Below are 22,014 nucleotides of genomic sequence, written 5' to 3'. Positions count from 1 at the left end.
GACGGCGCGTCACACTGCCCCCGTGTCGATGGCGGCGATCGAGGCCGCCGGCTCGACGTAGTCGACCTCGGTGAAGCGGCCGTCGACGACGGCGAAGCTCGTGATCGAGGAGAGCTGGCAGCGGCGCTTCCGCGGATCGTGCCAGAGCCGACGCCCGGCGATGTCGAGGTGCGCCATCCAGATCGGCGACTGGTGGCTGACCATCACGATGTCGCCGTCGTCCTCGGACTCATCGAGCTCGCCCCACGCGTCCTCCATCGCGGCGCGCACGCGCTGTGCGATGGCCTTGTACGGCTCGCCCCAGGACGGGCGGAAGGGGTTGCGGAGCATTGGCCACGACGTGGGGTGCCGCAGCGCGCCGCTGGCCTCGAAGGTCTTCCCCTCGAACCAGTTCGTCGGCTCGATGATGCGGTGCTCGGTGCGGACCTCGAGGCCGAAGGCATCCGACCAGGCCTGCGCAGACTGCTGGGCGCGCTCGAGCGGGCTCGAGGCGAGCCGGACCACCGGGCGAGCGGTCTCACCGGTCGAGAGATGCTCGGCGGCGAGCGCCGCCATCCGGTGACCGCGCTCGGAGAGGACGTAGCCGGGGATGCGGCCGTAGAGCACACCGTCCGGGTTGTGCACCTCGCCGTGGCGCACGAGATGGAGGCGACGAGCAGGCATGAGGGCAATCGTACCGGCGCAGCCTATGAACCCGGGCCCGGCAGAATGGGCGACGTGCCCCTGATCCTGCCCCTCGTGATCGCACTGCTCGTCGTGCTCGCGGCGACGATGCTGTGGGTGTGGGCAGGCTCGATCGCGCACCTGCGCGACGGCGCGCTGGTCGCGAGCGCGATCGTGCTGCTGGCCGCCGCCAGCATCGTGCTGCTGGTGACGGATCCGACGCTCGAGTGGGCGGGCTGGACGCTGCTGGCGCTCTCGGTGGCTGCGGTCGTGATCGGCTGGGTCGGGCTGGCGCGCTGGGGCAGGCCTGCGCGTCGGTAGGATCGTGGCGTGACTCAGCGGACTCTCATCAACGACCTCGCATCGCTCCCCGACGGCCCCGTGAAGGTGGCGGGATGGGTGGAGACGGTGCGCGATCAGAAGCGCGTGCAGTTCGTGATCCTGCGCGACGAGTCGGGCTCTGCCCAGCTCGTGAACCCTGTCAACGACGAGACGGCCGAGACGGCGGGGAAGATCTCCGCGCTCATGCACGGCTCGTTCATCAGCGTCGAGGGCGACCTCAAGGCCGACGAGCGCGTCAAGCTCGGCGGGCTCGAGGTGAAGGTGCGCTCGCTCACGGTCGAGTCCGTCGCGAAGGATTCGCCCATCGCCGACGACTCGTCGATCGACAAGCGCCTCGACTGGCGCTTCCTCGACCTGCGCCGTCCCGAGGCGCAGCTCATCTTCCGGGTGCAGACCACCATCGAGCACGCGCTGCGCCAGCACTGGGTCGACGAGGGGTTCATCGAGCTCCACACCCCGAAGCTCATGGCGACCGCCTCCGAGTCGCGCGCCGAGCTGTTCGAGGTGCCCTACTTCGACACCACCGCCTACCTCGCGCAGTCGCCGCAGCTGTTCAAGCAGATGGCGCAGTCGGCGGGCTTCGGCAAGATCTTCGAGATCGCCCCCGCGTTCCGCGCCGACCCCTCCTTCACGAGCCGCCACTCCACCGAGTTCACCTCGGTCGACAGCGAGATCTCGTGGATCGACTCGCACGAGCAGGTCATGCAGTTGCACGAGACGCTGCTGACCAAGGCGGTCGCGGCGGTTGTGGAGAAGCACGGCGCTGCCATCAAGGAGCACTTCGACATCGACCTGCAGGTGCCGACGATGCCGTTCCCGCGCATCACGCACGCCGAGGTGAAGTCCATCGTCGAGGCCCGCGGCCACACGATCGAGCGCACCGACGGCGACCTCGACCCTGAGGCGGAGCGGCAGATCTCGCAGCACGTGAAGGAGGAGATGGGTCACGACTTCGTGTTCGTGACCGAGTACCCCTCGAGCGTGCGCCCCTTCTACCATCTGCGCCCTGAGGGTGACGGTTCGGTCACGAACTCCTATGACCTGATCTACAACGGCGTCGAGATCTCCACCGGCGCGCAGCGCGAGCACCGCGTCGACGTGCTCGAGGCGCAGATCCTCGAGAAGGGCATGGACCCGTCGGAGCTCGAGGAGTACCTCGACTTCTTCCGCTACGGCGTGCCGCCGCACGGCGGCTTCGGCATGGGCCTGGCCCGCGTGGTGATGCTCATGCTGGGCCTCGGCTCGATCCGTGAGTCGACGTTCCTCTTCCGCGGTCCGACGCGTCTCACGCCCTGACGGCTCTCGCCCTCTGGCGCGCGGTGCTCAGCCGGCGGGGGCGTCCAGGCGCGCGCGGATGCGGTCGGTCAGCTTCTCGGGGTCGACGCGCCACGAGGAGTGCGGCCGTCCGTCGATGAGCACGACGGGGATGTCGTCGGCCCAGCGCTCCTCGAGCGCCGCATCGTCGAGGATCGAGACCTCGGCCATGGTCACACCGTCGAACTCGGCGACGACGCGCTCGACGATCGGTCGCGCCTCGTCGCAGAGGTGGCATCCGGGCTTGCCGATCAGCGTGATCTCGACCATCCCCTCAGCCTAGACATGCGAAAGCCGGGAGCCTGCAGCTGCAGGTCCCGGCTGACGATGCGAAGCCAGGGGCCCTAGGCGGGCCCCTGCGCTGGGGTCGCGGTGAAGGCCTGCACAGGCCTCCACCCCCAGCTCCACCGCGCTACTTGCGGTTGCGTCGCTGGTGGCGCGTCTTGCGAAGCAGCTTGCGGTGCTTCTTCTTCGACATGCGCTTGCGGCGCTTCTTGACCACAGAACCCATTGAGGTTCCTCACTTCCGTTAGAGATTGCTCGTCGACGCTGCACGATCGCCAACGCCAGGAGGCGAATCGACATCAGCGCAGGGAAAACGCTCCCGACAGCGTACCGGAATCCGGCTGACCGCCGCATATCGGTGCGAAAGGCCTCAATCGAGCTTGGCGTCGTCACCGGTTCGCGCGGGTGGGCCGTCGTCTCCGAGCTCATCGCCGTCGACGTCGTCCTGGCCGCGCGCCCGGCCGCGTACGCCGTCGATCCGCTGCGCGGCGCGCGACTGCATCTCGTGCAGGCGGTCCTGCACCTCGGTGATGCGGTCGCGAGCCTCCTGCACACGATCCTGCAGATCGTGCACGCCCTCCGCCGCCCTGCGGCCGAGGGAGTTGCCCACGGGTGCGGGGTGCTCGACGCGGTCGCTCATCCGCGCGAGCGCAGCCTCGGTGGCGACCCTCGCCTGCTCGGCCGCCTGGCGTGCCTGATCCGCAGCAGCCCGCAGCGGGGCCTGCACGTTGACCCCTGCCCAGGCGGCGAAGGCCGCAGCCCCGAGGTTCGCCTCCTCCTGGTCGCTGTCGGCGAAGATGAACGGCATCAGCCAGTCGTCGAGCGCGTCGAACGGCGCGAGCTCGATGGCGTAGAAGCGGTGCTGGCCATCCTCACGCACGGTGACGAGACCTGCATCGCGGAGCGTGCGCAGATGCTTCGAGACCGTCGGCTGCGGCACGCCCAGCGTGTCGACGATCTGACTCACGCTGGCTTCCCCGGTGGAGCCACGGCGATCGAGCAGCACACTGAGGATGTCCCGTCGCGTGCTGTCCGCGATCACGCTGAAGATGTCGGCCATGCGGAAAGCATGCCAGCGCCGCGCGGGTGCGACAAACCACCGTGGCGCGGCGAGGCGACCGCAACGGGTTACGCTGGGCGCGTTCTGCGCCGAGATGCGGCGCTCGGATCTGCGGAAGGCGCGGCACGTGGCAGAGCGAGGAGCCCTCGAAGTGGGGTCGATCCTCGCGCGCTTCCGCGAACGCCTCGAGTCGTTCACCACGTCCTACCCCGCACGCTTCGCGATCTTCGTGTTCGCGACGCTGAACATCGTCTTCATGCTGCTGTTCATGACCCCGCTCGCCTCCGCGGATGGTCAGCCCACGCCGGCGGTCGACGCGTTCTTCCAGGCTGTGAGCGTCGTCTGCGTCACGGGCCTGTCGGTCGTCGACATGGCCACGCACTGGAGCCCGTTCGGCAACGCGGTCGTGCTGGTCGGCGTCGAGGTCGGCGGCATCGGCGTGCTGACGCTCGCCTCGCTGCTCGGCATGACCGTCGCCAGGCGGCTGGGCCTGCGCCAGCGACTCATGGCCGCGAGCGACTCCAACCCCTCCCGGGTGCGCAAGGGCGTCGTCAAGGAGGGCCAGGCGATCCGTCTGGGCGAGGTCGGCGGGCTGCTGCGCACCGTCGCGCTCTCCGTGCTCGTGTTCGAGGCGATGCTGATCATCCTGCTGTTCCCGCGACTGCTGCTGGCTGGCAAGGAGCCGCTGGCTGCGCTCTACGAGGCGACCTACTGGGCGTTCATGGCGTTCACGAACTCGGGCTTCGTGGGAACGGTCGAGGGCCTGGAGCCCTACGCCACCGACCCCTGGTTCCTCATCGTGCTGATGCTCGGGGTGTTCATCGGCTCGCTCGGCTTCCCCGTCTACTTCGTGCTGCTGCGACACCTCGGCACGCCGCGGCACTGGTCGCTGCACGTGAAGATGACGATCTCGGTCTCGATCATGCTGTTCCTCGCCGGCGGCCTGGTCTACCTGGTGCTCGAGTGGGGCAATCCCGACTCGTGGGGCACCAGGGAGTTCGGGCAGCAGATCCTGCACGCGTTCTTCCTCTCGTCGATGGCGCGCTCCGGTGGCTTCGCTGTCGACGACCTCGGCCTGCTGCACAATTCGAGCCTGCTCGTGACCGACATGCTGATGTTCGTCGGCGGCGGCTCGGCGTCGACCGCGGGCGGCATCAAGGTCACGACGCTCGCGATCCTCTTCCTGGCCGCTGTGGCCGAGGCTCGCGGCCGCAAGTCCATGGAGGCGTTCCAGCGCCGCGTCCCGTCCGATGTGCTGCGCCTGGCCGTCTCGGTCACGCTCTGGAGCGCGACGATCATCGCCTCGGTGACGGTCGTGCTGCTCGAGATCACGGGCGCGCCCTTATCGTTCGTGCTGTTCGACGTCATCAGCGCGTTCGGCACGGTCGGGCTGTCGACGGGCTTCACCCACTCCGGCCTCGAGGACAGCGCGAAGGTGATCCTGGCGCTGACGATGTTCGCCGGGCGCATCGGCAGCGTCACGCTCGCCGCCGCCCTGGCAGCGAGCCAGAGCACGCGGCTGTTCACGCGCCCCGAGGAGCGGCCGATCGTCGGCTGACCGCGCGAATCTTCGGGTTGGTCCGATGGGACGTACCCTGTAGCCCATGGTTGACAGGATTCCGCACGACGCCCCCGTGCTCGTGATCGGGCTGGGGCGCTTCGGCGCCGCCACCGCCGGCCAGCTGGCGCGCCTCGACCGCGAGGTGCTCGCGATCGACGACGACATCAATCTGGTGCAGAAGTGGTCGGAGCGCCTGACCCACACCGTGCAGGCGGATGCCCGCTCGATCGACGCGCTGAAGCAGCTGGGCGCGCGAGATTTCTCGATCGCCGTCTGCGCCGTCGGCTCCTCCATCGAGGCCTCCGTGCTGATCGTGGCGAACCTTGTCGACCTCGGCATCCCGCAGATCTGGGCCAAGGCGATCAGCCAGTCGCACGGCAAGATCCTCAGCCGCATCGGCGCGAACCACGTCATCTACCCCGAGGCGGAGGCCGGCGAGCGCGTCGCGCACCTGGTCTCGGGTCGGATGCTCGACTACATCCAGTTCGACGATCACTTCGCGATCGTGAAGATGTACCCGCCGAAGCACATCCGCGGCGTCACGCTCGCGGAGTCGAAGATCCGCTCGAAGTACCACCTGACCGTGGTCGGCGTGAAGAGCCCCGGTGGCGAGTTCACCTACGCGACGCCCGAGACGATCGTCTCGAACCACGACCTGATCATCATCTCCGGCAATCAGCGGGACATCGAGCGCTTCGCCGGCCTCGGCTCGTGATCGACGACGCCCGCCGCTGCCCCTGCGGCACCGGCCTCCCCTTCGGCGAGTGCTGCGGGCCGATCCTGCTCGGCGAGCGCGAGGCCGCGACAGCGGAGGCGCTCATGCGCTCGCGCTTCACCGCGTTCGCGGTCGGGGATGTCGCCTGGCTGCTCCGCTCGTGGCACACGTCCACCAGGCCGCGCTCGCTCGAGCTCGACCCCGGCATCCGCTGGTTGCGGCTCGACGTGCTGGGCACGACCGGCGGCGGTCCGTTCGACCGCGACGGCACCGTGTCGTTCGAGTCGCACTGGGTCGCCGACGGCACGCGCGGCTCGATGCGGGAGCTCAGCCGGTTCCGCCGCGACAGCGGCTGGCAGTACGTCGACGGCGACCGGATCTAGCACGTGGCGGTCACCGCAGACGGGGCGATCGAGGAGCTCGAGCGCACCGGGCGGGTCGTGGTCCGTGCGGCGGTCGGCGGTATCGCAGCAGCGATCCTGGGCGCTCTGGGCTTCGCGGCGATCGGGGCGCTCCTGATCTGGCCGTGGCTGAGCGAGCCCAACTGGGAAGCAACACCGGCCGCGGTGATCGGCAGTGCCGCGCTGATCTTCTTCGGTGTGATCGGCGTGCCCACGCTCGTCTGGCGGTGGGCGACCGCGTCACGCTCGATCGTCCTGACCTCGGAGGGTGCTGTGCTCGCCGGCGGATCGCGAGTGCGGTGGTCGCACGTGCGATTCGCACGACTGATGACGATCCTGGGGCAGCGCTTCACGGTGCTGCTGCCGCGGGCGGAGCGAGCGGCAGACCAGCTTCGCGGGCTGCCACCGATCGCGAGGCTCGGCGCGGTGCTCAACGGGTGGCTGGTGCGCGAGCGGGCCCCGGTCGCGCTGCCGACGCAGCTGGAGCTGCCAGCAGCCGAGCTGCTGCGCCTCGTGCAGCATGCGCGACGGCTCGGCGGCCATCTGCGCTGACCGTCGCGCTCAGCCTGCAGCGAGCTCCCGAGCCCGCGCCAGCGCCGCTGCGGTCGCGCGGTCGAAGATCTCGCCGAGGTCGGCATCCTGCAGCACGCCGATCGCCTGTTCGGTGGTGCCCTTCGGGCTCGTCACGCGCCGACGCAGCTCTGCCGGCGCGGCCGCGGTGCCGGCTGCGTCGTCCGCGGCGAGCAGCTCGCTCGCGCCGCGGAACGTGCCCTGCGCCATCGTGGCTGCCTGCTCGGGTGTGAAGCCCATCCGCTCAGCCGCCTTCGTCAACTCCTCGATGAGGAGGAACACGTAGGCGGGACCGGAGCCGGAGATGGTGGAGAGCGCGTCGATCTGCGACTCGTCGAGCACGATCACCTCGCCGACCGCCTCGAACATGCGCGCCACCAGTGCGACGTCGTCGTCGCTCGCCCGGCTGCCACCCGCGACGCCGGTCACGCCCAGCCCGACGGTCGAGGGGGTGTTCGGCATCGCTCGAACAACCGCGACGGACTCGGGCACCGCGGCCTCGATGGCTGCGGTCGTCGTGCCGGCTGCGATCGAGACGACGACCGATCCCGGGGCCAGGTGCGGCGCGATCTCACCGGCCAGGTCGACGATGCCGACCGGCTTGACGCCGAGCACCACGAGCTTTGCGCCATCGACCGCACGGGCGTTGCCATCCGGCTCGTCGGCGAGCGCGATCGACTCCACGCCGTCGAGCTGGATCGCGGCCGCCTTCTCCGGCGTCCTGTTGGTGACGGTGATGCGCTCTGCGCCGTGCCGCACGAGCCCATGCAGGATCGCGCCGCCCATGGATCCGACACCGAGCATGGCAATGGGTGGGAGGAGATCGCTCATGGCGGCAAGGCTACCGGCGCCCCCAGAGAGCCCGACGCTCGCTCGCGTAGACTCCCGGGCGTGAGCGCATCCCACGGAACGAAGGCAGTGGTCGCGGCATTCTTCGCCAACACGGGCATTGCCGTGACCAAGTTCGTCGCATGGTTCTTCTCCGGCTCGGCATCCATGCTGGCAGAGGCCATCCACTCGGTCGCCGACGCCGGCAACCAGTTGCTGCTGCTGCTCGGCGGCAGGCTGGCGAAGCGGAACGCCGATCGCGAGCACCCCTTCGGCTACGGCCGCGAGCGCTACGTCTGGGCCTTCGTCGTGGCGCTCGTGCTCTTCTCAGTGGGCGGGCTGTTCTCGATCTCGGAGGGCATCAGCAAGATCCAGGACCCGCACGAGCTGACGATGTGGTGGCTGCCGCTGCTCGTGCTGGCGATCGCCATCGGGCTCGAGACCTTGTCGTTCCGCACCGCGATCAAGGAGGCCAACCAGGTTCGCGGCAAGGCGGGATGGTGGGAGTTCATCCGCAAGGCGAAGAGCCCCGAGCTGCCGGTCATCCTGCTGGAGGACCTCGCTGCCCTGGTCGGCCTCGTGTTCGCGTTCGCGGCGGTCGGCCTCACGGTGCTCACCGACAACCCGCTCTTCGACGCGATCGGCACGCTCGCCATCGGCGCGCTGCTCATCGCCGTGGCCGCGATCCTCGCCGTGGAGATGAAGTCGCTGCTCATCGGCGAGGGTGCGACGAAGGAGGATCACGCGAAGATCGCGCGGGTGCTGAACGGCAACCCCGGTGTCGAGTCCGTCATCCACATGAAGACGCTGTACCTCGGGCCCGAAGAGCTCATGGTCGCGGCGAAGATCGCCTTCCCGCCGCAGACCGATATCGAGCACATCGCCACGACCATCGATGATCTGGAGAAGACGCTGCGAGCCGAGGTGCCGCACGCCCGCGTCATCTATATCGAGCCGGACCTGTACATCGAGCAGCCCGAGATCGCACCCTCCACCGACCACATCGTCATCCAGTCCGGCAACTGACGCCCAGCGGATGCTTGTGTAGGCTGGCTACATGGAATTCCTGCATTCTCTCCTGGTGGCGACCCACCTCATCGGTGCCTCGCTGCTGGTCGGCACGTTCTTCCTGCAGATGCGCGCGAAGGGCGGCTTCAACTTCACGATCCTGCTCGCGGGCGCATCGCTGCAGCTCGTCTCGGGGATCGCGCTCTACGGCCTGGCGATGGCCGGCGACGGCGATGTCAACCACATGAAGCTCGGCATCAAGGGGCTCGTGGCGGTGATCGTGTTCATCACCGCGCTCATCGGCTTCCTGCGCCAGAAGGCGATCCGCAAGGAGAAGGCCGGCCTGACCGCTGGCGGGGCAGTCTCGGTCGGCAACCTCGAGCTCGAGCGCAAGCTGCTGCCCTTCTTCCACGCCACCGGTGGCCTGGCGCTCGTCAACCTGCTCATCGCGGTGTTCTGGAACTGAGCAGCGACGCCGGTCGCCGCTGCGCGTCAGCGGCGACCGGCGAAGAAGTCGCGCAGCTGCGCCTTTGCCTCGGCGGCGAGCACACCGGCGACCACCTCGACGCGGTGGGGCAGCCGCCGCTCGCGCAGCACGTCCACGACGCTGCCAGCGGCACCGGCCTTCTCGTCCCATGCGCCGAAGACCACGCGCTCGACGCGGCTCGCGAGGATTGCACCCGCGCACATGACGCACGGCTCCAGCGTCACGACCAGCGCGCAGCCATCGAGGCGCCACGAGCCGACGCGCGTGGCGGCCTCGCGCAGCGCCACGATCTCCGCGTGCCCCGTCGGGTCGTGCCGAGCTTCTCGCTCGTTCCGCCCCGTGCCGATCACGACGCCGGACGCGTCCACGACGAGCGCGCCCACCGGCACGTCTTCCGTGCCCGCAGCCGCGGCAGCCTCCGCGAGCGCCGCTCGCATGAGCGTCTCGTCGCGGGCACCCGACCGCATCCGCACTCCTCGCGCCGCTGTTCTCGCGCGGACGCACTGCCGCGCCCACTACCCTGAACCCTATGCGAGTCCACGTCGCCGACCACCCGCTCGTCACGCACAAGCTGACGGTGCTGCGGGATGCGGCCACCCCCTCCCCCACCTTCCGCGCCCTCGTGGGCGAGCTGATGACGCTGCTCGCCTACGAGGCGACCCGCAACGTGCGCGTCGCGCCCAAGGAGATCCAGACCCCGGTCACCACGACCACCGGAGTCTCGATCGCAGAGCCGCGCCCGCTGGTCGTGCCGATCCTGCGCGCCGGACTGGGCATGCTCGAGGGCATGACGGCGCTCGTGCCCACGGCCGAGGTCGGCTTCCTGGGGATGGCGCGCAATGAGGAGACGCTCGAGCCGTACACCTACGCGGAGCGGCTGCCGGACGACCTCTCCGACCGCCAGTGCTTCGTGCTCGACCCCATGCTCGCCACCGGCGGCTCGCTCTCGGCCGCGATGCAGTTCCTGTTCGACCGCGGCGCCGTCGACGTCACCGCGATCTGCCTGCTCGGCACGCCGGAGGGGCTCGAGCGCGTGGAACGCGACATGGACGGCCAGGATGTGACGATCGTGCTCGGCGCGCTCGACGAGGGGCTGGATGAGCGAGGCTTCATCGTGCCGGGACTGGGCGACGCCGGCGATCGCCTCTACGGCACGGTCGGCGACTGACCGGTCCTCAGCCCGCGGGCACGACCGCCGCATCGTGACCGCAGCGTCGTGACCGCGACGTCATGACCGCGACCTGCGCTCCACTCGGCGCCGGGCTCGTCGACGCGGACGCAAGACTTCGTCACAGTTCGTCATATTGTTGCGACGTTTGACAACGCGCGCGGGAAACGACGATACTTGCCAGCATGACGACCACCATCCGCCCACTGTCCGTCCTTGCGACGAACGGGCTGAACGGCATGATGATGCCGATGGTCGCCATGCGTCGAATGTGTGCTTGAGCGCAGCTCGCACGCCTGATCGCTCCTGAGGAGACGCTGACTCGCGTCGTCCTCCCGGGCCCGCACAGCCCACGAGCGATCCCCGAACCGTCCTCGGTTCGCGCACCAGACATCGACACCTCGCGTCGACGGCACGAGCGTCCGCCCGTTTCCGGGCTCGCACGCCGCCGCCGATCGCATGCCGGAAGGCCCGCCATGACCATTCTCACCGCTCCGCAGCCCACCCGCCCCCGCCGCTCGACCTCCCCGTTCGCGACCGTGCACGGCTCGGTTGCGGTCACCCCGCGCTCCACCGCCACCCGGGCGCCGTCGCCTCGCCCGGCAGCGCCGAGCCCGATCCGTGCCGTGCCCGACGGCGCCGAGGTGCGCGGCTTCGCGCTCTACGTCGGACTGGGCGATGGTGCCACGACCGCAGATCAGGCTGCGCTGACTCGGCTCGTCGGCGAGCTGCGCGCGCTCACCTCTCGACTCGCGCCCAGCGCGCAGACGCACGCAGCTGTCGCGCTCGCGCCAGCCGGCTCCGGCGGGCGCGACGTCGACGTCGTGCGGCGCGCGCTCGGCGACCCCGCCGTGCAGCAGCCGGCACCAGCGGCGGACGACGGGATCGTCATCGATCTGACGCGCAAGCGCGTCGCGATCGGGGACGAGATCGCACCGCTCACCTATCGGGAGTTCGAGCTGCTGCAGCACATCGTGCTGCGCGAGGGCTCGACGGTCGGCCGCTGCGCCATCATCGACGCGCTCTGGCACGCTGACGCCGACGATCGTCCCAACGAGCGCACGATCGACGTGCACGTGCGCCGGCTGCGCTCGAAGCTCGGTGCCTTTGCTGCGGTCATCCGCACGGTGCGCGGCGAGGGCTACCGCTTTGACCGTCACGCCGACGTGACCGTGCTCGCGGGCGGCCCGAGCCCCGACCGCTTCTGAAGCACAGGGAAATCACAGCGAGATCTAGGCCCACGCGTGCCCGGTGCGTACTACGTTCGAATCACGTTGATCGTTGTGCTGTGGCGGTCGGCGGAAGCGACGGCCAACCGCCTCGCTTGGTGCAAGGGACTGGGGCCGACTGAGAGAACTCAGTCGGCCCTGCACCTTGTCGGCGTCCTTTCGGTCGGCGCAGGCGGCGGACGCGGATCGCCTGCGCGCGCTGCTATCGCGCCTGTTCTGCCAGGAATGCGGAGGCCGCCCGACGGAAGTGCCCAGAGGTGGGCGCATTGACGTGGTTACGGCCCGGGATCGTCTCGAACCGGCCGCGCGGCAGCAGCGGCAGCAGCGTCTCGGTGTCGCGAGCTCGGCGATCCTGCTCGCCGGTCATCAGCAGCGTCGGCACCTGCGGCGGTGTCTCCCGCGGGTCGAAGAGCGTGCGGGAGACCTCGCCTGCCAGCGTCACCAGCGTCGCCGGATCGTGCTCGGGAAAGACCTGCGCCAGCTCGACGATGAACGACTCCATCGGCCCTGGCTCCTCGTGGCCCGCGAGCGCACGGAGCGCGACATCCACGTCGAACTGCTGGAACGGGTCGCCCGCCGGCAGCCCACCGAGCACGAGCGAGCGGAACGCGAACGGGCGCGTGCCCGCGTGCCGCCACAGGAGGCGTGCGCCCATCGAGTAGCCGATCGCGCCGGGCGCCTCACCGAGCGCCAGCTGCAGCAGCACAGCATCGACGTCATCGACGAAGCGCTGCACGCCGTACCCGGTGCTGGGCCTGTCGCTGTCACCGTGCCCGCGCAGGTCCATGGCGATGCCGCGCAGTCCCGCGGCTGCCAGCGGCTCGCCCCAGCCACTGTCGATCCAGTTGCGTCGTGCATTCGAGGAGAAGCCGTGGATCAGCAGCACCGGTCGCCCATCCGGGTCGCCCAGCTCGTGCAGCGCAATCCGCACGCCGTCGGGCGCCATCGCGAAGACGGTCACGTTGCATCTCTCAGCGGCAGGACTCGGGCAGATCGCACACGCCATAGGCTAGCTCGCAGAGAGAGAGGTCGCCGTTGCCGCGTTCCGTCCTGTTCATCAAGCACATCGAGTACGAGACGGGCGGGCACGCCACGACGCTGCTGTCGCATCTGCCCACTCGCGAGGCCGTCTTCCCCACCGCCCTGCCGTCGCTCGACGAGCTCGCGGGCGTCGTCATCCTCGGCGGCCAGATGAGCGCGGCAGAGGTCGACCGGTATCCCTCGCTCGAGCTCACCGCCGGCCTGGCGCTGCGAGCCATCGATGCCGAGATCCCGGTGCTGGGCATCTGCCTCGGGCACCAGATCGTCGGGCGCGCGCTCGGCGGCGTGCACCGGGAGGGCGCGGTCGACGCCGTCGGGATCCTCGACATCGACCTCATCGAGCCCGACCCTTGGCTCGGCGATTACGTCGGCACCGTCGGCGCCATGCGCTGGAACAGCGACGTCGTCTCGCTGCCCCCTGGTGCGACCCTGCTGGCTCGCAGCGCGACGGTCGACAACGATGCGTTCCGCTATGGCTCGGCGCTGGGCATGCAGTTCCACCTCGAGGCGGACGACCGCGTGATGCGGCTGTGGGATTCGGTGACCAGCCCCACGCTGTCGGAGCTCAGGAACGCGGGCGCGGTCGCCGACTGGCGTGAGCACCTCGCGACCGATCCGACGCTGCTGCGCGTCGTGGAGCGCGGCTTCGGCGCCTTCGCGGAGGCGTGCGCCACGAGGCTTTGAGCCGGGCGTCAGATCGTGACGCGGAGGCGGCCGACAGGCTCGTCCGCACTCATCTGCAGCAGGCCCAGTGCTTCCGCGAGCCCTTCGAGGGTGCCGGCAGGGATTGCGCCCGCGCGCTCGAGCATCGCCAGCGCAACGGGCGAGCCGGCGCGACGGGCACCATCGGCCGACTTGACCACCGCGGTGGTGCCGTCAGGGGCGACCATCGCCTGCGTGCCCTCGGCCCCGAACTTGGTGGCGCATCCGGTCGCCGCGATGACGACCGCATCGGGACGGCCCGTGCCATCGACCAGGGTCGGATGCGAGCGCATCGCCTCGCCGATCATCCGGTGGGCTCCCGTGCCGTCCGGCGCCAGCCGCCGGAACGCCCGGGCGAGGCCCACCGCCGTGGTGGGGAACACCAGGGCTCCGCAGCCGTCGTGCGCGAACTGCCGGATGGGCTCATCCGCCGCAGCGGCGAGTCCATCACGCAGCACGCCGGCGAGCGGATGGTCATCGGCCCAGTAGTCGGCGCTCGCGCCCATCGTGCGAGCAGCTGCCGCGAGCGCGATGTGCTTGCCGACGCACATGTGCGCGAAGCGGCGCTTCGAGCCGTCGGGCGCGGTCATCGGCAGGCATCGCAGCGCCTCCTCGTCAACGCGGTGCAGCGCCGCCATGGCAGCGGCCGTGTCGACGTGCTGCTGCTCGGCGAAGTGGCTGGCGCTGGCGAGCGCCGCGTGATCAGGCTCGAGCGCGATCAGCCCCGCGTCGATGAGTGCGGCGGCGTAGAGCGGCTTCAGGCTGCTGCGCGAGAGGAACGCCTTGGTGCTGTCGCCGTGCGATTCGATGACGGCTCCATCGGGATCGATGACGACGGCAACGCCGCGGTGCTCGGACTCGACGAACCCGTCGCGCTCGATGACGGCCAGGAGCTCAGTGGAAGGCATGCCCTCCACGCTAGTCGCGAGCGGGGCGGGCGGTTGCCGTCACGCAGCCACTCCCTACGACACGGCCGCCTCCATGTCGAGCAGCACACGCTTCGCGTCGACGCCGCCCGCGTACTGCCCCAGCTGGCCGTCGCTGCGCACCACCCGGTGGCAGGGGATGACGATCGGGAGCGGATTCCTGCGGCACGCGGTGCCGACGGCACGCACCGCCCGAGGCGAACCCACGGCCTGCGCGACATCGGCGTAACTGCGCGTCTGGCCGAACGGGATCCGCCGCAGCTCCTCGACCACCTGGCGACCGAACCCGCGCGCGAGCGTCAGATCGAGCACCCCGGCGAAGCTGCGGCTGCGGCCGGTGATGAGCTGGTCGAGCCCGCGAGCGGCGTCGTCGAGCTGGGCAGGTGCCTCCAGCACGCGCGGGCTGAGCGCGACCGCCAGCCGCTCGAGCGTGGCAGCGGGGTGATCGCCATCGAACGTCACGGAGACCAGACCGGTGGGCGTAGCAGCGAGGAGCAGTGCCCCCAGTTCGGTGTCGAGTCGGCGGTAGGCCACGTCGAGCAGCCCGCTCGCCGCGGCTCGCTCGGCCAGCCGCGCGCGCAGGTTCGCGAGCGGCACCTCCGGCATGCCCTGCAGCAGCTCAGCCACCGGCGCCCCCCATCAGTTCGCGCAGTCGGCGCACGCCGTCGGCAGAGGCGCGCCTGGCGGCGGCCGACGAACTGCCCACCGCGGCCGCGACCTCGTTGAACGGCAGACCGCCGAGGTGATGCAGCACGACCGTCTCGCGCTGTCGCTGCGGCAGCTGCGCCAGTGCGCGAGCCAGATCGAGGTCGCGACCGCGCTCGGGCGCCAGGCGGTCCGGCACGTCGCCCACGACGAGCTTCGTGCGCCTCCGGAGCACGTCGATGGACTTGCGGTGCGCGATGGTCACGAGCCAGCCCTTGATGCTGGCGTCATGCGCGAGCCGCGGGTAGGCCTCGAGCGCGGCGAGGAACGTCTCGCTCCAGGCATCGTCGGCGTCGGGCTCGTCGAGGAGCGCTCGGCACACTCGCCAGACCCGCGCGCCGTGCTGCGCCACGATCGAGTCGAAGGGCGCACGGGTCACGCGACCGAATCTAGACCGCTGGCACCGTCGAGCGCCGCGCCTGCCTCGTGGTCGAGCAGGAAGCGCTTGCGCTCGACCCCGCCCGCGTAGCCGGTCAGCGCACCGGATCGCCCGACCACCCGATGGCACGGCACCACGATCGAGAGCGGATTGCGGCCGTTCGCGAGGCCGACCGCGCGCACCGCGGTCGGCTGTCCGATCTGTTCGGCGATCCAGCCATACGTGCGGGTCTCGCCATACGGGATCGTCTGCAGCGCCTGCCACACCCGCAGCTGGAAGGCCGTGCCCGTCGGCGAGAGCGGCAGGTCGAACGCCGTGCGCTCCCCCGCCCAGTACTCGCCCAGCTGCTGCACCGCATCCCCGAACGCCTCGTCGTCCCGCGCCCCGAACGTCGCCGGCTTCGGCGCCGGCTGATGGTCTGGCATGAACAGACCCGTGATTCCCCGGGCATCGCGAACCAGCGTGAGCGAGCCGATGGGGCTGTCGATGATCGTGTACGTCATGGTCGTATTCCTCTCATACTCTGCCAACGCGCGACGGCAGTCGAATGTGAGCCTGTGGACGAGCGGATGCTGCCCGGCCATAGGCTCGACCCATGGAGATCGCCCTCGTCCGCCACGGCCAGACCGACTACAACCGTGACAGTCGCCTGCAGGGCAGCAGCGACATCGCCCTGAACGCGACCGGCCTGGAGCAGGCACGCACCGCCGCCAGGCTGCTCGCGGACGACCGGTGGAACGCGGTGGTCTCCTCGCCGCTGCAGCGCGCGGCGGTCACCGCCGACATCATCGCCGAGGCGCTCGGCGTGGAGGTCGTCGGCCGCTACGCAGGGCTCGTGGAGCGTGCCTACGGCGCTGCCGAGGGCCTGACGAAGGAGCAGGCGATCGAGCGATTCGGACAGACCTGGCCCGGTCAGGAGACGTTCGAGGATCTGCAGCGTCGCGCCGTCGCCGCGATCGAGGACATCACGGACGCGCACCCGGTCGCCGGGCTCGTGATCGTCGCGCACGGCACCCTCATCCGCGCGTTCACCGATCACGTCACCGGCATCGCGACCGACACCCCGGACAACGCGCACTCGGTCCGCCTGACGGGCGGGCGCGGCGCCTGGGAGGTCGTCGACGGGCTGCTGCTGCGATGAGCCTCGACACGCTGCGCGCCGCGCTCCCCGCGCACGTCGTGGTCATCGACGCCGCGGCGCTCGATGCGACGCGGGCCGACAAGTCGGGGCATCGCTCCGGCGCCGCCCCGCTCGCGATCGTCGAGGCGGAGTCGGTGGAGCACGTGCAGGCCGCCATGCGCTGGGCGCACGAGCACGACGTCCCGGTGGTGCCGCGGGCGGCGGGCACCGGTCTCGCGGGCGGCGCGATTGCCGGAGAGGGCGAACTGGTGCTGTCGGTGGATTCCATGCGCCGAGTGCTCGACATCTCGGTCATCGACCAGTCGTGCGTGGTCGAGCCCGGCATCCGCAACGCAGCGCTCAACGAGATCCTTGCGACGCACGGCCTGTGGTGGCCGCCGGACCCCGCCAGCCGCGCGATCTCGACCGTCGGCGGCAACATCGCCACGAACGCGGGTGGCCTGCTGTGCGCGAAGTACGGCGTGACCCGGGAGTGGGTGCTGGCGCTCGACGTCGTGCTCGCCGACGGCAGCCTCATCTCGACCGGTCACCGCACCGTGAAGGGCGTGACGGGGCTCGACCTCACGGCGCTCCTGATCGGCTCCGAGGGCACGCTCGGGGTCATCGTCGGCGCGACGCTCAAGCTTCGGCCGCTCGTCGAGGGGGCCGTCTGGACGGTGGGCGCGTTCTTCGACGATGAGGCCGCCGCAGCAGCCGCCTGCACCGCCGTGACTGCCGCGCGCATCCGGCCGGCGATCATGGAGCTCGTCGGCCGCGACGCCGTCACGATGCTCGCCGCCTACACGGGTCGCGCGATGTCGGGCGCGTTCGTGCTCGTGCAGACCGACGATCTCGGGGCCGACGCCACCTCGGAGACGGTCGCGCAGATCCTCGCCGCCCACGGCGGCCGTGTCGAGCGCACAGACGACCTCACGGAGTCGGATGCCCTCGTGCAGGTGCGCCGGCAGGTGCACTTCGCGCTCGAGTCCTTCGGCACGGTGCTGGTCGAGGATGTCGCGGTGCCCCGCTCGCGGCTGGCGGAGATGTTCCGCGCCTGCCATGACGCCGCCGCGCGGCACGGGGTGCGGCTGGCCACGACGGCACACGCGGGCGACGGCAACCTGCATCCGACCTTCATCTTCGACGGCCCGGAGCCGAGCGCGGCGATCTGGGCCTGCGCGAACGACGTCTTCGCCGCCGGCATCGCGCTCGGGGGCACGCTCACGGGAGAGCACGGTGTGGGCATCCTCAAGCGCCGCTGGCTGGTCGACGAGCTGGGCGAGCGGCAGCTCGCGCTGCAGCACGCCGTGAAGGCCGCGTTCGACCCCACGGGCATCCTGAACCCCGGCAAGGCGCTGTAGCGCCTCCCCTCCCTCACCGTCCTCTACCGCCGAACCGACCCTGTGGTCTGGCCGCACGATTATCGTGCCGCCAGACCACAGGGTCGGTTGAAAAACGGCTGTTGCTACTTGACGGCGACCAGGTCGCAGACGAAGATCAGCGTCTCGTTCGGCCCGATCACGCCGCCCGCGCCGCGCTCACCGTAGGCCAGGTGCGGCGGGATCACGAGCTTGCGGCGTCCACCCACGCGCATGCCCTCGATGCCCTGCTCCCAGCCCTTGATGACCATGCCGACGCCGAGCGGGAACTCGAGCGGTGCCCCGCGGCCGTAGGAGGCATCGAACTCCTCGCCGCCGGAATGGGTCACGCCGACGTAGTGCACGCTGACCTGCTTGCCGGTCACCGCCTCCTCGCCGTCGCCGACCGTGATGTCGGTGATCTCCAGGTCGGTGGGTGCGGGACCCTCGGGTGCGTCGATCTCAGGCTTCTCAGTCATGCGTCAATCCTCGCACGGCGCACATCGTGGCCGTTTCCCTGTCCTTTCAGATTCGACCGCTCTAGCCTGAGAAGGTCGAGCCGATCCGGGCCTCGACGCGACTCAAGGAGGAACCATGGCCATCACGTCGAACGGCAGCGCAACCTGGAGCGGCGACCTTGCCACGGGCAGCGGAACCGCCACGCTTGGCGGCGGTTCCAGCTTCGACATGTCGTGGAAGGCGCGTGCGGAATCCCAGGGCGGCACCACGCCGGAGGAGCTCATCGCGGCCGCACACGCATCGTGCTTCTCGATGGCGCTCTCGAACATCCTGGGTGAGGCGGGCCACGCGCCCGAGTCGCTCTCGACGAGCGCCAAGGTGACATTTGTCGCGGGAACCGGCATCACGACGAGCGCGCTCAGCGTGTCGGGGCGAGTGCCCGGCATCGACCAGGCGCAGTTCAGCGAGTTCGCTGGACAGGCAGAGCAGGGATGCCCCGTGTCGCAGGCCCTGGCAGGGGTGGAGATCTCGCTGGAATCGGCGACCCTGGAAGACTAACTGCGCATCTCGCAAAGTTTCTCCTAGACGTACCCGTCTGAACCGACTATAAACAGATATGACGGGGTCACCTGGAAAGCGACTGGAGAGCAATGAAGCGATACGAGCAACTTCCCACCCACCTGCTGGTCACGCTCGGCGGCGACGACGACATCATCATGTCGATCATCACCGGCGATGACGACATCATCATGTAACGACCAGCACGAACCCGCAGCCGCGGTGTCGACTCTCGAGTCGGCATCGCGGCTTCGGCTTTCTCCGACGATGCGCGCACCGTCGAATGTCACGCGGAAGTGCGAGAAGATCGTAGAAGGAGGGAGCTCTCGATGAATGACGACGACAGCCCAGACAGCGATAGCGCGATCGCGGTCCTCGAGCGGTACGTGCAGCGCGCCGAGCGCATCGGCCGACTCGCGGCCAGCGAGCAGACGTCGCACGACGACGCGCACCGCATCGCGGCCGCCACCGCGGTGCTCGCCTCGACCGACTTCGGTCGAGCAGCAGCGAGAGCGCGGCTGCGCCGGTCGCCGCTCATCCACCTGATGCTCGCACTGGTCATCCTGCTCCAGCTCACCGCCGTGCTGAACCCCGAGGGGCAGGGCTTCACCCTCTTCTCGCTCCTCACGCTGCTCTACGTCGGCGTGCACGCGGCCGAGCTCACCGTCGGCAATCCGCTGCATCGCCTCGCCGCTCGACTGCCCGGGCCCGTGCAGCGCGTGATCTCCCCGCACTTCTTCGTGTTCGAGCACGCGATGCTGAGCGCCTACTCCGAGGAGTGCAGGAGCATCGGGCACCCCGGCTGCGAGTGCGTCGCATCCACCGAAGGCGCCTGAGCCCGATCGGCGCTGCCCGCTGACGCCGTGCGATCAGCGTCGTTGATCCGGAACGTACCGCCAGATGCTGTCGATCGCGAACGTCACCGTCTCACCGGAGATCGGATGCGTCACGACGTCACCGTCGTAGACCTGCGCTGCCGTCGACCATTCGTCGCTGCGCAGCAACACGACGCAAGCCTGGCACGCCCGCGAGATTCGAGCCAGCGCGCCAAGGCGGAAACCAAGAAGGCCACCTGCTCTCGCAAGTGGCCTTCTTCACTGTCTCAACACAGTGCGCGCCCGGAGGGATTCGAACCCCCAACCTTCTGATCTCGAATAGGCCATTACTGAGCATCGGCTTCCGCCAAACGCAGCGGGTTTTCGGCGACGGTGAGCCCATCACGACCCTGCGCGTCCCCCTGTGCCACCGCGTTCTTGGACGCATTCCTGGACGTCGTATCAGCGGCATGCGCTGCGAAGCGCAACGCCGCAGCATACGCGGGGTCGGACGCTCTACCATCGGGGCATCCGGTCGGTCTGCATCGCGAGTCCCACGATCTCCGCGTCGACGTGACTCAATCGTCGAGGACATGGTGACGATGATCGCGGGCCCCCGGGTCGGCAAGTCGACGTCGCTCGTCATCCCGGCGCTGCTCGAGGCGCCGGGCTTCGCACTGGTGACGTCCAACAAGCGCGACGTGCTAGACGCGACGCGCGGCATCCGCGGAGAGCGCGGCCGCGCCTGGGTGTTCGACCCGCAGGGCGTCGCTGGCGAGGCACCCACCTGGTACTGGAACCCGCTGAGCTACGTGACCGACGACGAGAAGGCAGCGGAGCTCGCCGAGCACTTCGCCTCAGGCTCGAGGAAGGCGGGAGCGAAGACGGATGCGTACTTCGACCCGGCCGGCCAGGATCTCCTCGCCGGCATGCTCCTGGCAGCCTCGATCGACGGCCGCGACATCACAGACGTCTACCGGTGGCTCGCCGACGACGGCAATCGGGAGGCCTCGACGATCCTGCGCGAGAGCAGCTACCCGCTCGTTGCTGACGCCGTGCTCGGCGTCATGGGCCTGGAAGCGAAGCAGCGCGGCGGCATCTACGGCACGGCGGTGCAGATGGCGTCATCGCTGAAAAGCTCGCGGATTGCCGCCTGGGTCACGCCCGGCCTGGGTCGCGAGGAGTTCCGCCCCGACTTCGCTGTGCGGTCCACAGACACGCTCTACAGCCTCTCCAAGGAGGGCGCCGGCTCGGCCGGTCCTCTCGTGCTCGCACTGACGGCCGCGGTCGTCGAGGCGGCCGAGGAGTACGCCGTCACGCAGCCGGGCAGCCGGCTGCAGGTGCCTATCCTGGGCGTCCTTGACGAGGCGGCCAACGTGTGCCGGTGGGCTTCGCTGCCAGATCTCTACTCGCACTACGGCTCGCGCGGCATCAACCTCATCACCATCCTGCAGTCGTGGTCGCAGAGTGTCGACGTGTGGTCGCAATCCGGCATGCGCAAGCTGTGGAGCGCATCGAACGTGAAGATCTACGCTGGCGGCGTCGACGAGGTCGACTTCCTCAGGCAGCTCTCCGACAATGTCGGCGACTACCGCTACGAGCAGCGGACCGTTTCGCGCGGCCGCGGCGGCGGCGCCAACGTCTCGCGTTCGATCACCAAGGAGCGCAAGCTCGAGGTCTCGGACCTGGCCGCGCTGCCCCGCGGCCGCGCCGTCGTCTTCGGCTCCGGTTCGGTGCCCACGATGATGCGCACCGTGCCCTGGATGGAGGGCAAGCACGCCGAGCAGGTGCGGGCCTCGATCGCGCAGGCTGGGGCCCGCGCGTGAGCGCCGTCGACGCACTCGAGTACGACGCCGGCGGCGCCGTCGACGCTCCTGCATCAGTGCTCGACCAGGAGGCGACCGAACCGACCCTGTTCTACGGCTCGGTGGATGAGTTCGTGCGGCTCAAGCTCTGCTTCCAGTACCGCCGATCGACCGGCAAGCGCAGCGGCGAGCGTCACTGGGTACGCAACTGGTGGGACTACCCCGAGGCGGTCAGCCGCCTCGAGGCCGTGTGGCGCGCCTGGGAGGCTCTCAGGCACGATCCCGCGTTCGGCATGAGCACTTGGTGGCGCGACCACTGCGACTACCACATGCGCATCATCCAGGACGCGGACGGTCCCTTCGCCGGCGCCCACAACGACCTGGTCACCGTCGCGCCGGGCGAACCACTGCCCGTCGACGAGGCGCCCGCCGGCTGGTTCCCGGACATGCGCCACCAGTAGCGCACGACAAGCGGTGCCCCGGCCGGCTGGTCGGGGCACCGCTTGCTCTGGTGT

The 22,014-nt window shown here is 69.8% G+C and carries 31 protein-coding genes; 17 read left to right on the top strand and 14 right to left on the bottom strand.

Features of this window, described 5'->3' with window-relative positions; all coding sequences use genetic code 11:
* Positions 1 to 9 precede the first annotated feature (9 nt).
* Positions 10 to 663, bottom strand: a complete 654-nt coding sequence (locus ACJJVL_RS13830) for a histidine phosphatase family protein (RefSeq protein ID WP_405219592.1) — start codon at positions 661 to 663, stop codon at positions 10 to 12.
* A gap of 54 nt (positions 664 to 717) precedes the next feature.
* Here ACJJVL_RS13830 and ACJJVL_RS13825 point away from each other — a divergent pair, with 54 nt between their 5' ends.
* Both ACJJVL_RS13825 and aspS read left to right on the top strand, forming a co-directional pair.
* On the top strand, positions 718 to 984 hold the full coding sequence (locus tag ACJJVL_RS13825) for a hypothetical protein (RefSeq protein ID WP_405219590.1): 267 nt from the start codon (positions 718 to 720) through the stop codon (positions 982 to 984).
* 9 nt (positions 985 to 993) lie between these two features.
* A complete protein-coding gene (gene aspS, locus ACJJVL_RS13820) occupies positions 994 to 2,301 on the top strand; it encodes an aspartate--tRNA(Asn) ligase (RefSeq protein ID WP_405219588.1) in 1,308 nt (435 codons plus the stop codon).
* A 27-nt stretch (positions 2,302 to 2,328) separates the two neighbouring features.
* Here aspS and ACJJVL_RS13815 read toward each other — a convergent pair whose 3' ends face one another.
* The 3 genes from ACJJVL_RS13815 to ACJJVL_RS13805 form a co-directional block, all read right to left on the bottom strand.
* On the bottom strand, positions 2,329 to 2,589 hold the full coding sequence (locus tag ACJJVL_RS13815; protein ID WP_405219586.1) for a glutaredoxin family protein: 261 nt from the start codon (positions 2,587 to 2,589) through the stop codon (positions 2,329 to 2,331).
* Between the two features lie 142 nt (positions 2,590 to 2,731).
* On the bottom strand, positions 2,732 to 2,830 hold the full coding sequence (locus ACJJVL_RS13810) for a 30S ribosomal protein bS22 (RefSeq protein ID WP_092916513.1): 99 nt from the start codon (positions 2,828 to 2,830) through the stop codon (positions 2,732 to 2,734).
* Positions 2,831 to 2,974: 144 nt separating this feature from the next.
* A complete protein-coding gene (locus ACJJVL_RS13805; RefSeq protein WP_405219584.1) occupies positions 2,975 to 3,664 on the bottom strand; it encodes an ArsR/SmtB family transcription factor in 690 nt (229 codons plus the stop codon).
* Between the two features lie 127 nt (positions 3,665 to 3,791).
* On the opposite strand from ACJJVL_RS13805, the gene ACJJVL_RS13800 reads away from it, so the two are divergent.
* From ACJJVL_RS13800 to ACJJVL_RS13785, 4 genes are read left to right on the top strand one after another with little or no spacing between them, the layout of a single operon-like run.
* A complete protein-coding gene (locus ACJJVL_RS13800; RefSeq protein ID WP_405219582.1) occupies positions 3,792 to 5,222 on the top strand; it encodes a TrkH family potassium uptake protein in 1,431 nt (476 codons plus the stop codon).
* Positions 5,223 to 5,268: 46 nt separating this feature from the next.
* Positions 5,269 to 5,940 (top strand): TrkA family potassium uptake protein, encoded by a 672-nt coding sequence (locus ACJJVL_RS13795; RefSeq protein ID WP_347755914.1) that lies wholly within the window; start codon positions 5,269 to 5,271, stop codon positions 5,938 to 5,940.
* Entirely contained in the window at positions 5,940 to 6,323 is a 384-nt protein-coding gene (locus ACJJVL_RS13790) for a YchJ family protein (protein WP_405219732.1), read from the top strand. The genes ACJJVL_RS13795 and ACJJVL_RS13790 overlap by 1 nt, the downstream gene beginning before the upstream one ends.
* Positions 6,324 to 6,326: 3 nt before the next feature.
* Positions 6,327 to 6,893 carry a hypothetical protein gene (locus ACJJVL_RS13785; protein WP_405219580.1) on the top strand — a complete coding sequence of 189 codons (567 nt, stop codon included), beginning with the start codon at positions 6,327 to 6,329 and terminating at the stop codon, positions 6,891 to 6,893.
* Between the two features lie 9 nt (positions 6,894 to 6,902).
* Here the strand turns inward: ACJJVL_RS13785 and proC are convergent, their stop codons facing one another.
* Positions 6,903 to 7,742, bottom strand: coding sequence for a pyrroline-5-carboxylate reductase (proC, locus tag ACJJVL_RS13780; protein ID WP_405219578.1), 840 nt, complete (start codon positions 7,740 to 7,742; stop codon positions 6,903 to 6,905).
* Between the two features lie 60 nt (positions 7,743 to 7,802).
* Here proC and ACJJVL_RS13775 point away from each other — a divergent pair, with 60 nt between their 5' ends.
* Complete coding sequence (locus ACJJVL_RS13775; RefSeq protein ID WP_405219576.1) at positions 7,803 to 8,765, top strand: cation diffusion facilitator family transporter; 963 nt, start codon at positions 7,803 to 7,805, stop codon at positions 8,763 to 8,765.
* A gap of 31 nt (positions 8,766 to 8,796) precedes the next feature.
* A complete protein-coding gene (locus tag ACJJVL_RS13770) occupies positions 8,797 to 9,213 on the top strand; it encodes a hypothetical protein (RefSeq protein WP_405219574.1) in 417 nt (138 codons plus the stop codon).
* Between the two features lie 26 nt (positions 9,214 to 9,239).
* On the opposite strand, the gene tadA is transcribed toward ACJJVL_RS13770, so the two are convergent.
* On the bottom strand, positions 9,240 to 9,701 hold the full coding sequence (gene tadA, locus ACJJVL_RS13765) for a tRNA adenosine(34) deaminase TadA (protein WP_405219572.1): 462 nt from the start codon (positions 9,699 to 9,701) through the stop codon (positions 9,240 to 9,242).
* A gap of 62 nt (positions 9,702 to 9,763) precedes the next feature.
* Here tadA and upp point away from each other — a divergent pair, with 62 nt between their 5' ends.
* Positions 9,764 to 10,402, top strand: coding sequence for a uracil phosphoribosyltransferase (gene upp, locus ACJJVL_RS13760; protein ID WP_347755903.1), 639 nt, complete (start codon positions 9,764 to 9,766; stop codon positions 10,400 to 10,402).
* A gap of 121 nt (positions 10,403 to 10,523) precedes the next feature.
* On the opposite strand, the gene ACJJVL_RS13755 is transcribed toward upp, so the two are convergent.
* Positions 10,524 to 10,664, bottom strand: coding sequence for a hypothetical protein (locus ACJJVL_RS13755; RefSeq protein ID WP_405219570.1), 141 nt, complete (start codon positions 10,662 to 10,664; stop codon positions 10,524 to 10,526).
* 214 nt (positions 10,665 to 10,878) lie between these two features.
* On the opposite strand from ACJJVL_RS13755, the gene ACJJVL_RS13750 reads away from it, so the two are divergent.
* Complete coding sequence (locus ACJJVL_RS13750) at positions 10,879 to 11,610, top strand: winged helix-turn-helix domain-containing protein (RefSeq protein ID WP_405219568.1); 732 nt, start codon at positions 10,879 to 10,881, stop codon at positions 11,608 to 11,610.
* A 223-nt stretch (positions 11,611 to 11,833) separates the two neighbouring features.
* On the opposite strand, the gene ACJJVL_RS13745 is transcribed toward ACJJVL_RS13750, so the two are convergent.
* Positions 11,834 to 12,592 carry an alpha/beta fold hydrolase gene (locus ACJJVL_RS13745; RefSeq protein WP_405219566.1) on the bottom strand — a complete coding sequence of 253 codons (759 nt, stop codon included), beginning with the start codon at positions 12,590 to 12,592 and terminating at the stop codon, positions 11,834 to 11,836.
* A gap of 74 nt (positions 12,593 to 12,666) precedes the next feature.
* On the opposite strand from ACJJVL_RS13745, the gene ACJJVL_RS13740 reads away from it, so the two are divergent.
* Entirely contained in the window at positions 12,667 to 13,356 is a 690-nt protein-coding gene (locus tag ACJJVL_RS13740; RefSeq protein WP_405219564.1) for a type 1 glutamine amidotransferase, read from the top strand.
* An 8-nt stretch (positions 13,357 to 13,364) separates the two neighbouring features.
* On the opposite strand, the gene ACJJVL_RS13735 is transcribed toward ACJJVL_RS13740, so the two are convergent.
* The 4 genes from ACJJVL_RS13735 to ACJJVL_RS13720 are packed head-to-tail and all read right to left on the bottom strand — an operon-like array spanning position 13,365 to position 15,887.
* Positions 13,365 to 14,282, bottom strand: coding sequence for an asparaginase (locus ACJJVL_RS13735; RefSeq protein ID WP_405219562.1), 918 nt, complete (start codon positions 14,280 to 14,282; stop codon positions 13,365 to 13,367).
* 54 nt (positions 14,283 to 14,336) lie between these two features.
* Positions 14,337 to 14,927, bottom strand: a complete 591-nt coding sequence (locus ACJJVL_RS13730) for a methylated-DNA--[protein]-cysteine S-methyltransferase (RefSeq protein ID WP_405219560.1) — start codon at positions 14,925 to 14,927, stop codon at positions 14,337 to 14,339.
* Positions 14,920 to 15,384: an RNA polymerase sigma factor gene (locus tag ACJJVL_RS13725; RefSeq protein WP_405219558.1), complete on the bottom strand. Its 465-nt coding sequence runs from the start codon at positions 15,382 to 15,384 to the stop codon at positions 14,920 to 14,922. Before ACJJVL_RS13725 ends, ACJJVL_RS13730 begins: the two co-directional genes overlap by 8 nt.
* Positions 15,381 to 15,887, bottom strand: a complete 507-nt coding sequence (locus ACJJVL_RS13720) for a methylated-DNA--[protein]-cysteine S-methyltransferase (protein WP_405219556.1) — start codon at positions 15,885 to 15,887, stop codon at positions 15,381 to 15,383. Before ACJJVL_RS13720 ends, ACJJVL_RS13725 begins: the two co-directional genes overlap by 4 nt.
* A gap of 92 nt (positions 15,888 to 15,979) precedes the next feature.
* Here ACJJVL_RS13720 and ACJJVL_RS13715 point away from each other — a divergent pair, with 92 nt between their 5' ends.
* Together ACJJVL_RS13715 and ACJJVL_RS13710 are read left to right on the top strand one after the other, a co-directional pair.
* On the top strand, positions 15,980 to 16,525 hold the full coding sequence (locus tag ACJJVL_RS13715) for a histidine phosphatase family protein (RefSeq protein WP_405219554.1): 546 nt from the start codon (positions 15,980 to 15,982) through the stop codon (positions 16,523 to 16,525).
* Entirely contained in the window at positions 16,522 to 17,865 is a 1,344-nt protein-coding gene (locus tag ACJJVL_RS13710) for an FAD-binding oxidoreductase (protein WP_405219552.1), read from the top strand. The genes ACJJVL_RS13715 and ACJJVL_RS13710 overlap by 4 nt, the downstream gene beginning before the upstream one ends.
* Before the next feature lie 104 nt (positions 17,866 to 17,969).
* Here the strand turns inward: ACJJVL_RS13710 and ACJJVL_RS13705 are convergent, their stop codons facing one another.
* Positions 17,970 to 18,341 carry an FKBP-type peptidyl-prolyl cis-trans isomerase gene (locus tag ACJJVL_RS13705; RefSeq protein WP_347755882.1) on the bottom strand — a complete coding sequence of 124 codons (372 nt, stop codon included), beginning with the start codon at positions 18,339 to 18,341 and terminating at the stop codon, positions 17,970 to 17,972.
* A gap of 115 nt (positions 18,342 to 18,456) precedes the next feature.
* On the opposite strand from ACJJVL_RS13705, the gene ACJJVL_RS13700 reads away from it, so the two are divergent.
* Positions 18,457 to 18,879: an OsmC family peroxiredoxin gene (locus tag ACJJVL_RS13700; RefSeq protein ID WP_405219550.1), complete on the top strand. Its 423-nt coding sequence runs from the start codon at positions 18,457 to 18,459 to the stop codon at positions 18,877 to 18,879.
* Between the two features lie 329 nt (positions 18,880 to 19,208).
* A complete protein-coding gene (locus ACJJVL_RS13695) occupies positions 19,209 to 19,715 on the top strand; it encodes a hypothetical protein (protein WP_405219548.1) in 507 nt (168 codons plus the stop codon).
* A 33-nt stretch (positions 19,716 to 19,748) separates the two neighbouring features.
* On the opposite strand, the gene ACJJVL_RS13690 is transcribed toward ACJJVL_RS13695, so the two are convergent.
* The gene (locus ACJJVL_RS13690; RefSeq protein WP_405219546.1) at positions 19,749 to 19,886 is read right to left on the bottom strand and encodes a hypothetical protein; all 138 of its coding nucleotides are present in this window, start codon (positions 19,884 to 19,886) and stop codon (positions 19,749 to 19,751) included.
* Positions 19,887 to 20,287: 401 nt separating this feature from the next.
* On the opposite strand from ACJJVL_RS13690, the gene ACJJVL_RS13685 reads away from it, so the two are divergent.
* Positions 20,288 to 21,520 carry a type IV secretory system conjugative DNA transfer family protein gene (locus tag ACJJVL_RS13685; RefSeq protein ID WP_405219544.1) on the top strand — a complete coding sequence of 411 codons (1,233 nt, stop codon included), beginning with the start codon at positions 20,288 to 20,290 and terminating at the stop codon, positions 21,518 to 21,520.
* Positions 21,517 to 21,960 (top strand): DUF4913 domain-containing protein, encoded by a 444-nt coding sequence (locus ACJJVL_RS13680; protein WP_405219542.1) that lies wholly within the window; start codon positions 21,517 to 21,519, stop codon positions 21,958 to 21,960. Before ACJJVL_RS13685 ends, ACJJVL_RS13680 begins: the two co-directional genes overlap by 4 nt.
* Positions 21,961 to 22,014: the final 54 nt, after the last annotated feature.

The organism is Agrococcus sp. Ld7 (assembly GCF_045064095.1).
Classification (GTDB): domain Bacteria; phylum Actinomycetota; class Actinomycetes; order Actinomycetales; family Microbacteriaceae; genus Agrococcus.
The sequence above is the reverse complement of the archived record's forward strand: the minus strand, read 5'-3'. Positions and strand labels throughout refer to the sequence as shown.

Bases quoted from the DNA above. Each gene is read 5' to 3' on its own strand.
- ACJJVL_RS13795 (WP_347755914.1), top strand. From the start codon at position 5,269: ATGGTTGACAGGATTCCGCACGACGCCCCCGTGCTCGTGATCGGGCTG.
- ACJJVL_RS13770 (WP_405219574.1), top strand. From the start codon at position 8,797: ATGGAATTCCTGCATTCTCTCCTGGTGGCGACCCACCTCATCGGTGCC.
- ACJJVL_RS13705 (WP_347755882.1), bottom strand. From the start codon at position 18,341: ATGACTGAGAAGCCTGAGATCGACGCACCCGAGGGTCCCGCACCCACC.
- ACJJVL_RS13720 (WP_405219556.1), bottom strand. From the start codon at position 15,887: ATGACGTACACGATCATCGACAGCCCCATCGGCTCGCTCACGCTGGTT.
- upp (WP_347755903.1), top strand. From the start codon at position 9,764: ATGCGAGTCCACGTCGCCGACCACCCGCTCGTCACGCACAAGCTGACG.
- ACJJVL_RS13805 (WP_405219584.1), bottom strand. From the start codon at position 3,664: ATGGCCGACATCTTCAGCGTGATCGCGGACAGCACGCGACGGGACATC.
- ACJJVL_RS13735 (WP_405219562.1), bottom strand. From the start codon at position 14,282: ATGCCTTCCACTGAGCTCCTGGCCGTCATCGAGCGCGACGGGTTCGTC.
- ACJJVL_RS13685 (WP_405219544.1), top strand. From the start codon at position 20,288: ATGGTGACGATGATCGCGGGCCCCCGGGTCGGCAAGTCGACGTCGCTC.
- ACJJVL_RS13710 (WP_405219552.1), top strand. From the start codon at position 16,522: ATGAGCCTCGACACGCTGCGCGCCGCGCTCCCCGCGCACGTCGTGGTC.
- tadA (WP_405219572.1), bottom strand. From the start codon at position 9,701: ATGCGGTCGGGTGCCCGCGACGAGACGCTCATGCGAGCGGCGCTCGCG.
- ACJJVL_RS13715 (WP_405219554.1), top strand. From the start codon at position 15,980: ATGGAGATCGCCCTCGTCCGCCACGGCCAGACCGACTACAACCGTGAC.
- ACJJVL_RS13755 (WP_405219570.1), bottom strand. From the start codon at position 10,664: ATGGCGACCATCGGCATCATCATGCCGTTCAGCCCGTTCGTCGCAAGG.
- ACJJVL_RS13750 (WP_405219568.1), top strand. From the start codon at position 10,879: ATGACCATTCTCACCGCTCCGCAGCCCACCCGCCCCCGCCGCTCGACC.
- ACJJVL_RS13815 (WP_405219586.1), bottom strand. From the start codon at position 2,589: ATGGTCGAGATCACGCTGATCGGCAAGCCCGGATGCCACCTCTGCGAC.
- ACJJVL_RS13700 (WP_405219550.1), top strand. From the start codon at position 18,457: ATGGCCATCACGTCGAACGGCAGCGCAACCTGGAGCGGCGACCTTGCC.
- ACJJVL_RS13830 (WP_405219592.1), bottom strand. From the start codon at position 663: ATGCCTGCTCGTCGCCTCCATCTCGTGCGCCACGGCGAGGTGCACAAC.
- ACJJVL_RS13695 (WP_405219548.1), top strand. From the start codon at position 19,209: ATGAATGACGACGACAGCCCAGACAGCGATAGCGCGATCGCGGTCCTC.
- ACJJVL_RS13810 (WP_092916513.1), bottom strand. From the start codon at position 2,830: ATGGGTTCTGTGGTCAAGAAGCGCCGCAAGCGCATGTCGAAGAAGAAG.
- proC (WP_405219578.1), bottom strand. From the start codon at position 7,742: ATGAGCGATCTCCTCCCACCCATTGCCATGCTCGGTGTCGGATCCATG.